Raw genomic sequence first — 14,311 nt, forward strand, 5'->3', positions numbered from 1 at the left:
AGTTTTTATCCGTACAAATATACTTTATTTTTTTCATCTAAAATATCATTATGGGAGGAAACGATAGCAGTTTTATGTGCGTCTGGTTCCATATACTGTTTGGCGCTGTTTACTGCATTTGCTGCATCCTGGTAAGCACCGGCAATCAATTTCAACTTCCCTTCATAAGAGACGCAGTCACCAGCTCCATAAATTCCAGGAAGATTGGTATTTCCATTAGCATCACTTTTCACCTGGAAATAGTCTCCCAACTCTAACCCTGTCTTATTTTCCTCATTATTAAAAAGATAATTATCCTTGTTGTATCCATGATTCACGAGCAGCGCATCTACCGGCATCGTATATCTTTCATTTGTTTTGTTGTTATACAGGACAACCTCTGAAACTTCGTCTTCCCCTGCAAGCTCATGTATTTCTGTATTAAACACGATATTCACTCCGTTATTTATGAGCTTCGTTTTAGTTGATTCCAGCCCTTTTAAATCATCTCCCCGGTATATTAATGTAATACCTTTAGCTATTGGCGATAAATCATTGCCCCAGTCAATCGAGGATGGACCGCCGCCTGATATAAGCAAAGTCTTTCCCCGGAATTCGTTCACATCGAGAACTTTATAATAAAGGTTCTTACTTTCAAATTCATTCGCCCGTGGTACCTCCAATTTTAACGGACTGATAACACCGCCCATTCCAGTAGCAATAACAATTGTTTTAGAATAATGTCTCTCCTCTGTACTGGTTGTCAGCATAAAGATACCGTCTTCATTTTTCTCTATATCCGTTACAATCTGTCCCAATACAACAGCTGGATCAAATGTCAGCCCCTGTTTAATTGATTGGTCAATTAATTCTCTTCCTGTTAAAGGAGTGAGGCCTCCTACATCCCATACCATTTTTTGCGGATAAACATGTACCTTCCCGCCAAGCTTATTATCGGCTTCGATAATTTTCGTCTTCATTTCCCGCAGCCCTGCATAAAAAGCAGTAAATAACCCTGCCGGCCCGCCGCCAATAATTGTAATATCATATATTTCTTCTTTACTTATAGACATCCATTATCCCATCCTTTATATTTATATCTTTATTGATGATGATAATCGTTATCAATTAAATCAATTATAATTCAATTTTCTTATAAGTCAATACATTTTTTTGGATATACCTATGACTGTTTTTGCATGAATATAATCATATCTTCCCGGTAAACATTTTGATTCATAGCTTCTATTCTGCCTTATAGTAATGACAACTAAAATGGAGCATTCAATATTTTGTCACACGAATTGGAGTTGATTGATTTTAATAAGTCTGGGGAAGAAAACGATTATTATTTTAAGAAATGAAGAGATGTATGGTATCCAGCAGAAAGAGCAGTTCCTCTTAAATAAAGAAGAACTGCTCTTTCTATGAAAATGGAACATTATAGTCTAAAGCTCTGTCCTCAATTCCCAAAGCTCCGGGAAGAAATATTGATCAAGCACTTTTTTTAAGTAGATTACACCACCGGAGCCTCCTGTCCCTTTTTTAAAGCCAATAATTCGTTCTACTGTTTTCATATGTCTGAAACGCCACTGCTGGAATAAATCCTCTATATCTGTCAGCTCTTCTGCAAGTTCATACAGCTCCCAATATTGATCTACATTTTTGTACACCATCATCCAGGCCTGCTTCACACTTTTATTGGATTTATGTGTGATACTAACATCTCTGTTCAATACATCTTCATCTATCGGAAGGCCAGCTCTGGCAAGTGCTTGTATCGAAACATCATAGAGGCTTGGTGCTTCGTGAGCTTCTTGTAGATCCTGATGAAGCTGTGGATCTTTTTCGTATATTTTCAGAACATATTCTGTTTTGTACCCCAGAGCGAATTCTATTAATCTATTTTGGTAGGATTGAAAACCAGAAGCATTCCCTAATTTGTCCCTGAACTCCATATATTCACTCGGTGTCATGGTAGAAAGCACATCCCATACACTTTTCAGCTGCTCCTGTATCTGGGACACCCGTGCTAGCTTCTTAAAGGAAGACCTCAAATTATCAGTTTGTATATCCTGAATAGCAGAATTTAATTCATGCAAAATCAATTTCATCCAAAGCTCACTGACATGATGGACAACGATAAATAGCATTTCATCATGATGATTGCTTAAAAGACGCTGACTGGATAATAACGTATCCAGCCCTAAATAGTCACTGTATGTCATTTTTTCTTTAAAATCTGTATGGAGACTTTTTTCATTTTCAAATGCTTGATGTTGATTGATAGACTTCATTTTAGCTCTCCTCTATTGGTTTTATCACTGCGCGTACAGGGCTCCCATCTCCTTCTTCTAAAGCTAACGGTAGGGCGATCAATTCATAGTCACCCTCCTCAACCTGGTCCAGCATAACATTTTCTAAAATATAAATATCATGATTATAAAGCGCATGATGTCCAGTCAAATCTTTACTCGAAACCTTGTCTACAGACGGTGTGTCCACACCCGCCAGTTTCACACCAATTGATTGCATGTAAGCCGCACCATCCGCTGTTATTGGCGGCACTTCTTTCGGGAAACGATCCGGTTTATTTGGCAAAGCGGTTTTGATTAGCAAACGTTCTACGTGTGAGATTCCTTTTGATTTCAAAGCACTTTCGCTAATTTCATCAAAATCGCTTAAGTCGATGACCTTACAAGGACCAATATAGCGTTCAATATCTAAGTCAAGTATTCTTTTCCCGTCATTTAAAAAATGAAATGGCGCATCAACATGAGTGCCGATATGTGTACTTGTCGTGATTCTGCCAATATTAACAGAGCCTGTCATCTCTTTCGTTACAGATGTTTCATAATGAAACGGTTCATCTCCCGGCCAGTGTGCCAGTTTATTATTCAAAACTTGAGAAATATCAATCCATTTAGACATCAGGAAACGACCTCTCTTTCATTAGAAAATTGCTCATATATTTTTTCTTGCATAATATTTTTCAGTATTTGCACACAATCATAAACATCCTCAAAAGAATTATATAAAGCAACTGGTGCAAGCCGGATGCCGGACGGTTTTCTAAAGTCAGGGATAACTTTTTTCATTTTTAATGCTTTGCATATTCGTGCAGCCTCCGAATGTTCAAGGTAAATATGTCCGCCGCGCCGGTTGTCATTGATTGGATTACAAATGATAAAATTAAAGTCCTTTAATTCATGTTCTATCAAATCCATCATATACGCTGTCAGCTGCAGGGATTTTCTGCGTATCCTTTCAATTCCTGCTTCATGGAATAAATCCAACGCGCCAATAAGCGGAGCAGCACTCAGCACATGCGGTGTTCCAATTTGGAAAGCTCCGGCATCCTCTGCAGATGTCAGTGTATGCTCCATATCAAACTGCTTTTCTTTATTTGAGCTGAACCATCCCGCAAGACCGGGAGACACGCCAAAATGTTTTTCATTTACATAGAGTGCTGCGACGCTGCCAGGTCCGCCATTCAAATGTTTGTAGGTGCACCAAAACGCAAAATCAACATTCCAATCATGCAGCTGATGCGGGATTGCTCCAATTGAATGACATAAATCAAACCCGATTTTAATTCCGCGTTCATGCGCTGCTTTTGTCAGTTTTTCCATATCTAAGATTTGCCCGCTCCGGTAGAGCACGCTCGGCAAAACAATCAATGCAACCTCCTCTGTCATTGCATGGATAATTGCTTCTTCATCCAGCATATGCCCGTCTTCACTTTGTACTTGAATAAGATGGGAATCGTCATATCCTTTTATCTTTAACTGCGCTTTTAAAGCATAGATATCGCTGGGAAAGTTTAAAGAATCTGCCAATATTTTTGTTCTGCTTCCTTCAGGCTTATAAAATGTAGATACGAGCTGATGCAAATTCACCGTGGTCGAGCCGGTAACAACTACTTCCTCTTTTTCAGCACCAACAAGGCCAGCCATTTTTTCGCCGAGCGATTCCGATAAGTAATACCAGGGCTGATTCCCTTCTGTCCATCCATCAATGGCATATTCTTTCCATGATGCCAACAAATCATAAACAGACTGTTCAGCTCTTTTGCTCATTAATCCTAGTGAATTCCCATCCATGTAAACGCATTCATTTTCAAGATAAAATTCATTTCGAAAGGCTCTTAATTCATCCTGGGAATCTAAGTTTTTAGCATAGGTTTTTGTATATATTTCTTCCATTTTTGCCACTTCCTTTTTAAAAAATATGAACCAGGAAACTGCTTCAATCATAATTAGCGTTAATAAGACCTTCTCTCTCTATAAGTGGGTAAGAATATTGATTAGCTTTCCAAATGGATCTCTTACATAAAATCGCCGGACTCCCCACGGTTCCTCAACCGGCCCATATTCAATTGGAATCTCCGCTTCTCTTATACGAGTCAATGCTTCTTCAAAATCATCGACTTCAATCGATAGGTCAGGAACTGGTGTACCAGAGCCTCCCTCTGAAAGAAAGCTGATTTGCGTGTCCATTTTCTCATTTGATCCATAAGTTGCAATAAATCCCATATCCATCAGCTGATCAAGTCCAAGCACCTCTCCGTAAAAGTGTGCGGCTTTAGAAACGTCCTGCGTCTCTACATTGGCAACAATTCGTTTGATTTTCATTCTTGCACTCTCCTAAAGTTTTATATTTTATTTCAACCTAGGGTCTGGTTACAGTTTCATATATTATCACATTTATCATAAATAATATTTTATTCAAAGAGAAATCTGAACTATTATTCAAAATTCCTTTTGTGAGATTTTGAATAATAGTCCGGATTTTTTATAGCTCTATCAAGAGAGGAAAAATTATTATATTTCTAACAGAAAAGTTCAAGAAAATAAATTTATAACTATCCCAGATACTATATATATTTCATTCCAATTTCAAAACAAATAATCACGTACCACAAAATGTCTGATAATCCTGCTTCGGCGGCTTAACAGCATATTTTTCCTGCTCTTTCGTATAAGCATACGGATTTTCTAAAGCAGCTGATAAAGCATGAAAAGGCTCGTAATCTCCTTCTGATACAGCAGCTGTCAAAGCTTCCTCCACCAAATAATTCCGGGGGATAATAGACGGGTTATGCTGCTTCATTAATTGATAAGCCTCTTCTTTTGAAGCTGACTGATTTTTGAGCTTTTCCTGCCATAGCTGATACCACTCTTTAAAGGCTGTTGATTGGAAAAGCCCCGGCTCCGAATCCAGCTGCTGCAGGGTTAGTGAACGAAATGTATTCGTATAATCGGCAAAATATTTCTCCATTAAATCAAGCAAGTTATTGATTAATGTCTTATCATCCTCACTTTTATCGGTAATTCCCAGCTTTGATCTCATTCCATCCAGCCAATATTTTTCTACGGATTTCACATATGCTTCCACAGCTTCTTTCGCCTTTGGAATTGCCTGTTTTTCGTCGTCATCTATAAGAATTAACAACGTTTCTGCAAACCTGGCCATATTCCAGGCTCCTATTCCCGGCTGATTTCCATAAGCATAACGGCCCTGGTGATCAATGGAACTGAAAAATGTTTTCGGGTCATATTGGTCCAAAAAGGCACATGGACCATAATCAATGGTTTCTCCACTGATTGCTACATTATCCGTGTTCATTACACCATGGATAAACCCCTTCAACTGCCAGTCTGCAATTAGCGCTGCTTGTTTTTCTGCCACTTTATATAAAAATGGTAAATAACGGTCCTCTTCTTTTACCAGCTCCGGGTAGTGTCTGGCAATAGTGTAGTCTGCGAGTGCTTGTAAATCATCCTTGCTTCCCCAATTCCGTGCATATTGAAATGTTCCGACCCGGATATGACTGGCAGCTACCCTTGTCAATATTGCCCCGGGTAATGAGATTTCGCGTTGAATTTCCTCTCCTGTTTCAGCTACAGCCAGACTTCTGCTCGTCGGGATACATAAGCCATGCATCGCCTCACTGATCAAGTATTCTCTTAACATGGGACCAAGAGCTGCTTTACCATCTCCTCTGCGTGAATAAGGCGTTTTTCCAGATCCTTTCAGCTGAATATCAAAGCGCTCCCCTTTAGGTGTCACCTGTTCTCCAATTAATACAGCCCTTCCATCGCCCAGCATGGTAAAATTCCCAAATTGATGGCCGGCATAGGCTTGAGCAATTGGTTTGCTTCCTTCTGGAAGATGATTGCCTGAAAAGGTTTCAGGGGCTTTTTTCAAATCAGAATTATTCAGTCCCAGTTCTGTTGCTAATTTTTCATTATATACGACTAACACAGGTTGATCTGCTTTGGCAGGCTTCACACTGGTATAGAAAAAATCCGGTAATTGCTGATAAGTATTTTCTAAATTCCAGCCTTGATTTCGTTTATCTGGCATCGAATCGCCTCTTTTATTTTAAAGTTTTCGTTTATTTTCTTTAGCATAACATATGATTGGTTTACTAAGGGTTCAACTAAAAATTTCTTACTGGTTTATTTTCAACTAAAATCAGACTCAATATACGATTGTACATGCGTTTGTGATAAAATTAATACAGCATGCAGCAGATAAAACATTGTTCATGGATACCCTCCATCAAAGGAGATGAAACCTGCGAAGGCCTATTGAACTACTGACATTGTCACTTCCCTGTTTGCTAACACCTTTTTGATACACATATATCATGTTTCATCCGTCTATTATTTTAGCATCAATATGGAGGTAATATGAATTAAAATACACTATAGTAATCACATAAGATGACCAATCGTCAGTATTTCCAAATTTCGTATCGTTACTTCAATAATGACACAATAATTGAAGAGGAGGCTGGCATGACAATCCTGAATAATAAACTTGGAGTTACTGACCAGGCTGAGCTCAACCGCATGGAAGAGAAGATTTCTAAACAAAAAGTTAAACAGCTGTTTGACTCTGGTAATATTTATTCTATTGAAGCAGGAACGTTTAGAGGATTAAGCAAACTTCATCAATACCTCTTTGAAGATATCTATGAATTTGCCGGCATGGTTCGAGATGTGGATATTGCTAAAAAGGGTTTCCGGTTTGCTCCAGTTATGTATCTAAAACGTTCTTTAGATTATATAGATAAAATGCCTCAACGTTCCTTTGACGAGATTATTGAGAAATATGTTGAAATGAACGTTGCGCACCCATTTCGCGAAGGTAACGGCAGAAGTACAAGAATCTGGCTTGATTTGATGCTGAAGTCTGGTATCGAAAGAGTCATCGATTGGAATCTGACAGATAAAGAAGACTATTTAATAGCGATGGAGCGTAGCCCAGTAAAAGATTTTGAGATAAAACATATTCTAAAAGAAGCTTTGACAGATAAAGTGGACGATAGAAAAACATTCATGAATGGAATAAACGCCAGTTACTATTATGAAGGCTTATCCGAATACAATATTGAAGATTTATAAAGACAAGGAAGCTTATTGCAAGAGGGCTTACAAATCAAAAAACTCATGAGAACCTCGTAAGTAAATGAGTATAAAGAAGGAGCCATACCGCATAAAAAGTAAGCTCCTTCTTTTTTCATTCTATCCAATATAGAACATGCTTACACAACAGGAAAAGCAGGCAATGAATCAACAAAAGATGAAATAGCCTGTCCCGCTTCTTCCTCCGTCACTAAACAATCATTAAGCGATGCTATAATCCCTTCCTTATCCATATCACTGCCAATAAAAACAAGCTCTGTCATTCTGTCTCCAGCCTGCTCATCCCAGTCTTCAAACAGGGACGGATCCTGGATTTTTAATGCTTCCTGTTCCGCTTCGGAATAGCTTGCCAGCCATCTGCCTGCTCCTTCCAGCGTTATCATAGAGCCTGCCTGTGATAAAAACCCTGCTACATCATTTCTTGTAACTAACCAGAAAAAACCTTTTGCCCGAAGGATTTCTTGTGGCCAATTCTCCAGCCATTTCTGAAAGCGTTCGGGATGAAACGGTTTTCTGCTTCGATAGACAAAGGAGCTGATACCATATTCTTCTGTTTCCGGTATATGCTCTTCATTTAATTCTTTGATCCAGCCGGCTCCATGCTTTGCTTCTTCAAAGTCAAACTGGCCAGTTTGGAGCACTTCCAATGGATTGACCTGTCCATACGTTGCCGAAATAAATTTTGCTTCCGGATTCAGTTTATAGAGCAGGCTTTTTAATGATATTATATCCTCATCAGACATCTTATCTGTCTTATTTAAAACAATCACATTGGCAAATTCAATTTGATCTACCAATAAATCAACGATTCCTCTCTCGTCATCATCAGAAACCTCCATCTGGCGGTCCATTAACAGATCCTCTGATTGATAATCTCTCCAAAACTGATGTCCATCTATCACCGTTACCATCGTATCAAGCTGGAAAAAGGTATTTAAATTTATTCCTAATTCGTCATCAGCATATACAAAACTTTGGGCAACCGGGATCGGTTCTGATACACCGCTGGATTCAATTAACACATAATCGATATCGAGTTTAGCCAGTTTTTCAAGCTCGACAATTAAATCCTCCCGCAAGGTACAGCAGATACAGCCGTTTGTCATCTCCACCATATTTTCTTCTGTTCTGACAAAGCCGCCTTCCTTTACTAATTTCGCATCCACATTAATTTCGCTCATATCATTTACGATAACTGCTATTTTAAGTCCTTGCTGATTTTGGAGCAGATGATTGAGCAGGGTTGTTTTCCCTGCTCCTAAAAATCCGCTCAAAACTGTTACTGGAATTTTCTTGTTCATTCTTGTTGCTCCTTTCTTTCGCGGTCCATATATACCCGGCTTGGGGTTGTCCCCTTTTGAAATAAATATTTTCCGCTATATCCCTCTGTTTCCTGATCCACCTCGGCAATAACCAGCTGACACACACGCATTCCAGCCTGCAGCTTGACAGGTACACGGTTCGCGTTAAATAATTCCAGCGTAATTTGCCCGGAAAAGCCGGGATCAATCCAGCCGGCATTTTGAATAAAAACGCCGAGTCTGCCAATCGAGCTTCTTCCTTCCACAAAAGCAGTTAAATGACCGGGTAAACCGATGTGCTCCAGAGTAGTTCCCAGCATAAAGGATTGCGGCGGAATAGTTATTGTTTCTTTATCCGCTATTTCTATTTCCTGATAATTTGCCGGCTTATCAATAGATAAATAAGGAGTGGATATATCATCAACGACTAGAAATTCCGTCCCTAACCGCAAATCAACAGAGGCCGGCTGAATACTTAATTCCTGAAAAGGAGTAACGGACAGCTGGTTGTCATATACATGCTGCTTTATCGTTTGTCCTGATAAAATCATCTATTTAAAGCTCCTTTCCCTTTTAAGATAGCTGCCAAGGAAATGGATTTCTGAACCTCGACCAATCCTCACTCATTTCTGACTCACTCAACAAGCAGCGTTCTAAATCCTCCGTTATCTGCTCACGATCCAAATCCATTCCGATGAAAACGAGCTTGGTATGGCGGTCTCCAAATTCCGGATCCCACAAATCTCTAACCTCCGGATTGTGCTCCAATATTTCCCGCTGTTGGACTTTTGGCAAGGAATCGACCCAATAAGCTAACGGCTCTACCTCGACAGAAGGGCCTGCCTGCGACAATAATAAAGCTAAATCATTATGTGTCGCACACCAGATAACGCCCTTCATCCGGACGATTTCTCTTGGTAAATCCTGATACCAGCTTACAAGTCTTTCCGTATGGAATGGCAATCTGGATCGATATACAAAAGAGCTGATTCCGTATTCTTCTGTTTCCGGCGTATGATTTTCAACTCCTGCATTTAATTCCTGCAGCCACCCTGCCGATTCACTAGCTTTCTCAAAATCAAATAAATTGGTATTAACGATTTCTTTTAAATCAACATTACAATGCTCGGTACGGATAATTTTTGCCTCCGGCTGTAAGGTACGAATGACTTTCTCCAGCTTTTCTAAATCTTCCTCTTTGACTAAATCCGTTTTATTGAGAATAAGTACATTACAGAATTCAATCTGATCAATTAATAAATCAGCAATATTTCGTTCATCAACATCACTGACCGCCTGCTTCCGGTCAAGCAGTGAGTCCCCTGAACCAAAATCATGCCAGAAACGGTTCGCATCGACAACGGTAACCATTGTATCCAAACGGCAGTATTGTGTTAAATCAATCCCCATCGTATCATCAATATAAGAGAAGGTTTGCGCAACCGGAATCGGTTCACTGATGCCAGAGGACTCAATCAGGATATGATCGAACTCTCCCTGTCTTACCAGCTTCTCAACCTCCACTAATAAATCCTCCCGCAAGGTACAGCAAATACAGCCATTGGACATTTCGACCAGCTTCTCTTCCGTACGTGAAAAACCGCCCTGGGTTTGAACCAGCTCACTATCAATGTTGACCTCACTCATGTCATTGACGATGACCGCCACCTTTAACCCTTCCCGGTTATGTAAGACATGGTTTAATAAAGTTGTTTTTCCGGCTCCTAAATAGCCGCTTAATACCGTAACAGGAATCTTCTTCATTTGCTTGTCCTCCTCTTTTTAAAATAAGAAATATAATCCCCCAGCAAGAATCGCTGCACTTACAACACTTGTCAGCATCTGTTTCCCGCCAATAGACAAGGAAGTTTTCCAGCCAAGCTCCCTGCCAATTGTAAATAACGTGACTAGACAGGCAGAAAGTGTCGATGCCAGGTAAACAAGAATAAAAATCTGACTGAGGGACATATCCATCAATAAACTGGCCTGTCCCTCATTTAAAACAAGCAGGCCATCTTTTCTGATAAAAGAAAAGATCAATCCCGGAGCTGCTTCTGCGGGCAGAGAAAAGAGATATAATACCGGCATTGCGAGCCAGCTGAAAATAGATAATACATTGATTGCCTGAAGTACAGACGCAACCAGGCAGATAACTAAAAATATCGGCATCGCCTGCAGCAAAAATTGTTTAATTGACCCGGCAACCTTCCAGGCAAACGCCTGCCAGTTTATTTTTTGAATATAAGGAAGCGGAGCAGTACGGGTCAGTTCATTTGCCTCATCCCGGTTCCAAATTCTTGTGTGAATCGCTCCAACAATAAATAAGATAAATAAATAAGGAATAAATAAAAGTGGAGCATGGGCTGCATTAAAGATAGACAGCGTTGCTCCGATTTGATAACTGCATGCAGAGCCAAATGCAATCAGCGAAACACAAGCAGTACGGGTACAGCTGCTGCAGCCTCGGGTTTGGAAAACAGCGACAACATTGCAGCCGAATCCCGTGATAACAGGAAGTAAATCCCTGCCTGTCAAACCAATTTTACGAAGCCAGGGATCGAGCGCGTTCGTTACATGCTCCTGTATGCCCGTTTCCTCTGTCAAGCTAGTCATGATGCTAATCAGCAGAACAACAGGAAAAGCCCAGAGGAATGAATAAGATCCCAGCGTAATTAATCCGTAGTCCCCTATAAAAATATCAGCTAAAAACGGAGGTGCTTGTCCTACCCAAGAGGTAATTGGGTCAAGCACATACTGATCTGCAATAGGCTCCAGCCAGCTGACAAATAGATAGGCACCGAGTACAGGGAGTGCAAACATTGCCAGAATAAATAAACAAGCAACTAACGGCCCTGCAATGGGCAGACGAAATATTGGAATTAACTGGTTAACGGGATGGGGAGAGTCAGGGAGAAAAGAAAGAATGCTCTTCGAAGCTCCCCAAACCCTTGCTTCCCCAATACATGTAATGATTTCTTCCTGCATTCTTTCATTCAGCGCTCTTGCATTGACCCAGACAACAGGGACCTGTAATAATTCCCGCACCCGCTTTTGTTCAGCTTGGGTCGGAAGGTGTTTATCACTATGTGTTGCAATAATTGCCACCTTTCTCCCTTTCAAATCCAGTTCCTCATACAGATCCGTCACTTCTTCTTTCAAATTGGTCGCTTTCACTACTAATAAAATCGTTTTCTCCTCTTGAAAATGATCTAAAGTAAGCTGCGTATTTTTACTGTCTATATCCAATTGTAGTCCAGGTAAATCCGTTAACTGAATATGAGGATTTAATTTACAAAAAGCTTCTAAAGCAGCAGTTGTCGACCCTTTCACATTTCTTGCCAATGCACTTTTTTCACCAGTTAATTCCCGGAACAGACCGGATTTCCCGACCGATTCAAACCCTATCAGCAATACTTCTGTTTGATTTAAAGAAGAAACCTCGCTGTAATCTAGCATTGGCACATTTCTCCGCATGTTGAAAGATCATCTAAATAAAAGTTTTCCTGCTTATACATATCTAAAATAGATAAATCTAAATTTAAATTCCGGCCAATCGTTTCAGCTATGACTGCATAGCGCTGGCGGAATTTATAAATATAACAGAAAATATGACTGTCATGCCGTAATTCAGGCCCTGCTAAGAACAGACCAGATGTCAAAACCGATTCGTCCGTCTCATTAACGAGTACTTCATCATGCTTCCCGCGTGTGACTAAGTTTTCAATCAGAGTTGTACTCCCCTTAAAACCTGTTGCCAGGATAGGCTTTTCCGGAGTGAAGTATGCTTTTCCATCTGTCGTATATACATCATATCCGGAAGCACTCTCTGCAATCCCGGTAACTGCTGTATTGCCCACAACAGTTATTACATTCGCATTAATTAAAGGACGTACCCGATTATAGGTATAGACAGACAAAGCAATACTCGGATCACTGGTATCCTGCTCCCATGTATTCGTCCTGGCAATGACGGTAGACTTTTTGCCAAGCTTACCTAATTGATAGGCAGCATCCATACCGCTTTCATACCCGCCGATAACGATAAAGTCATCTCCGTCTACTTCTTCCCACGATGAAACCAGACTATTATGCATCGCAAGTTCTGCGCCAGGAAAAGGTCTTAAATTGGGATATTGGTATTGACCAGCTGCCCAAACCACATAACGGCTCTGATAAAGACCAGCTGATGTGTCCAGCGAAAATACAGAACCTTTCTTGTTTACATGCTTCACTTGAACACCTTTTTTAATTGGGACGGTGAAATGCTCGGCCAGTAAATTCAGATACTTTGCATAATCGGCTCCAGTAGGATGCTCCGAATCAAGCGTATAAGCTGGTGAAGTTTTCGGAGCTATCGCATTTAAGTCTGTTTGTCCAAACCCTTGTGCTGGAAAAGAAGGTGTAATAAATCGCATTTCCTTTGGCCAGCTCAAAAAAGAAGCCCCGATATCCTCTTTTTCCAGAACCAGACAGGATGCGTTCATTTGCTTCAATATAGACGCAACACCAATACCTGAAGGGCCGGCCCCTACAATAATGACATCATATATATTCTCCATCGTCACCCTCCCAAAACGTAATGATTACGGTTAAAACACTAAAAATTAAGCAAGGCAATATTGAAAGCCTTTTTCCAATTCTTCCTGGTCAAGATGCTTTCCAATAAATACAACCTCGCTTTGCCTTTTTTCACCCTTCTTCCATACATCACCCTCTGTACCTGCAAACAGCATATGCACTCCTTGAAACACAACTTTTTTATCAAGCTGTTTAATGGAAAGCACACCTTTGTAGCGGTATAGACTTTCTCCTTTTATACGGACCAGATAGGCAAACCATTTATTCACTTTATCCAAGTCGAGCGGACGGTCTTCCTGGAATACAAAAGATGTCACTTGATGATTATGATGATGGTGATGTGTTTCTTTTAACAGATTAGGATCAATGTTCAATGCATGATCTAAATCAAAGGATTTTTTCCCTATTAAATCTTCGGTTTCTACATTTCCATAAGTCGTATGAAACTGCTTTGCATTTGGATTCATTTGCAAAAGCTGCTGTTCGAGCTCCCTTTTTTCAGCTTCTGAAATCAGGTCTGTCTTATTTACAAGCAAAACATCAGCAAAAGCAATCTGCTGCGCCGGCTCTTCTTCCTGCAGGTGCTGCCCGATATGCTTGGCGTCTACCATGGTAATCACACTGTCGATTTCAAAGGAATCTGCAGTCTTCTCATCCATTAAAAAGGTTTGGATAACCGGAGCAGGATTAGCCATGCCTGTTGTTTCAATAACAACACGGTCCAGCTTGTCTTCCTGTTTCATTAAATTATCTAATAAGTTAATTAAGTCGCCCCGTACATTACAGCAAATACAGCCACTGTTTATTTCAATAATTTCTTCTTTTGTTGATACCACCAAATGACTGTCAATCGAAGTGTCTCCAAATTCATTAATAATGACTGCAACCTTTTGATCAGAAAGGTCATGTAACAGCTTATTTAGCAGCGTTGTTTTACCAGCGCCCAGAAAGCCGGTTAAAATAGTTACTGGAATGGGTGTCTTTTGTGACAATACTTTCCCTCCTTATGCATTACAT

At 40.1% G+C, this 14,311-nt stretch carries 13 protein-coding genes; 1 reads left to right on the forward strand and 12 read right to left on the reverse strand.

The genetic code is table 11. From position 1 onward, the window contains the following. Nucleotides 1-5: 5 nt before the first annotated feature. The 6 genes from BN1068_RS16710 to BN1068_RS16735 all read right to left on the reverse strand — a co-directional run bounded on the left by BN1068_RS16710 (nucleotide 6) and on the right by BN1068_RS16735 (nucleotide 6,348). On the reverse strand, nucleotides 6-1,046 hold the full coding sequence (locus BN1068_RS16710; RefSeq protein ID WP_077604108.1) for an NAD(P)/FAD-dependent oxidoreductase: 1,041 nt from the start codon (nucleotides 1,044-1,046) through the stop codon (nucleotides 6-8). 381 nt (nucleotides 1,047-1,427) lie between these two features. Beyond that, on the reverse strand, nucleotides 1,428-2,276 hold the full coding sequence (gene kynA, locus BN1068_RS16715) for a tryptophan 2,3-dioxygenase (RefSeq protein ID WP_077603952.1): 849 nt from the start codon (nucleotides 2,274-2,276) through the stop codon (nucleotides 1,428-1,430). Between the two features lies 1 nt (nucleotide 2,277). After that, nucleotides 2,278-2,910 (reverse strand): arylformamidase, encoded by a 633-nt coding sequence (kynB, locus tag BN1068_RS16720; RefSeq protein WP_077603953.1) that lies wholly within the window; start codon nucleotides 2,908-2,910, stop codon nucleotides 2,278-2,280. After that, the gene (kynU, locus tag BN1068_RS16725) at nucleotides 2,910-4,184 is read right to left on the reverse strand and encodes a kynureninase (protein ID WP_077604109.1); all 1,275 of its coding nucleotides are present in this window, start codon (nucleotides 4,182-4,184) and stop codon (nucleotides 2,910-2,912) included. The genes kynB and kynU overlap by 1 nt, the downstream gene beginning before the upstream one ends. Nucleotides 4,185-4,262: 78 nt before the next feature. Further along, entirely contained in the window at nucleotides 4,263-4,613 is a 351-nt protein-coding gene (locus tag BN1068_RS16730; protein WP_077603954.1) for a VOC family protein, read from the reverse strand. A 277-nt stretch (nucleotides 4,614-4,890) separates the two neighbouring features. Further along, nucleotides 4,891-6,348, reverse strand: a complete 1,458-nt coding sequence (locus BN1068_RS16735; protein WP_077603955.1) for a protein adenylyltransferase SelO — start codon at nucleotides 6,346-6,348, stop codon at nucleotides 4,891-4,893. 443 nt (nucleotides 6,349-6,791) lie between these two features. Between BN1068_RS16735 and fic the strand changes: the two genes are divergently transcribed. Beyond that, nucleotides 6,792-7,394: a protein adenylyltransferase Fic gene (gene fic, locus BN1068_RS16740; RefSeq protein ID WP_439822983.1), complete on the forward strand. Its 603-nt coding sequence runs from the start codon at nucleotides 6,792-6,794 to the stop codon at nucleotides 7,392-7,394. Between the two features lie 140 nt (nucleotides 7,395-7,534). On the opposite strand, the gene BN1068_RS16745 is transcribed toward fic, so the two are convergent. Genes BN1068_RS16745 through BN1068_RS16770 form a run of 6 tightly spaced genes read right to left on the reverse strand, consistent with a single transcriptional unit; the run spans nucleotide 7,535 to nucleotide 14,286 of the window. After that, nucleotides 7,535-8,716, reverse strand: a complete 1,182-nt coding sequence (locus tag BN1068_RS16745) for a GTP-binding protein (RefSeq protein WP_077603957.1) — start codon at nucleotides 8,714-8,716, stop codon at nucleotides 7,535-7,537. Then, nucleotides 8,713-9,267, reverse strand: a complete 555-nt coding sequence (gene dcd / locus BN1068_RS16750) for a dCTP deaminase (RefSeq protein WP_077603958.1) — start codon at nucleotides 9,265-9,267, stop codon at nucleotides 8,713-8,715. Before dcd ends, BN1068_RS16745 begins: the two co-directional genes overlap by 4 nt. A 22-nt stretch (nucleotides 9,268-9,289) precedes the next feature. Then, nucleotides 9,290-10,480 (reverse strand): GTP-binding protein, encoded by a 1,191-nt coding sequence (locus BN1068_RS16755; RefSeq protein ID WP_077603959.1) that lies wholly within the window; start codon nucleotides 10,478-10,480, stop codon nucleotides 9,290-9,292. An 18-nt stretch (nucleotides 10,481-10,498) separates the two neighbouring features. After that, nucleotides 10,499-12,172, reverse strand: a complete 1,674-nt coding sequence (locus BN1068_RS16760) for a nucleoside recognition domain-containing protein (RefSeq protein ID WP_175637180.1) — start codon at nucleotides 12,170-12,172, stop codon at nucleotides 10,499-10,501. Continuing rightward, on the reverse strand, nucleotides 12,166-13,275 hold the full coding sequence (locus BN1068_RS16765; protein WP_077603961.1) for an NAD(P)/FAD-dependent oxidoreductase: 1,110 nt from the start codon (nucleotides 13,273-13,275) through the stop codon (nucleotides 12,166-12,168). The genes BN1068_RS16760 and BN1068_RS16765 overlap by 7 nt, the downstream gene beginning before the upstream one ends. Before the next feature lie 45 nt (nucleotides 13,276-13,320). Further along, the gene (locus BN1068_RS16770) at nucleotides 13,321-14,286 is read right to left on the reverse strand and encodes a CobW family GTP-binding protein (protein WP_077603962.1); all 966 of its coding nucleotides are present in this window, start codon (nucleotides 14,284-14,286) and stop codon (nucleotides 13,321-13,323) included. Nucleotides 14,287-14,311 lie beyond the last annotated feature (25 nt).

Origin of the sequence: Oceanobacillus sojae, assembly GCF_900162665.1 — a bacterium.
Taxonomy (GTDB): domain Bacteria; phylum Bacillota; class Bacilli; order Bacillales; family Amphibacillaceae; genus Oceanobacillus; species Oceanobacillus sojae_A.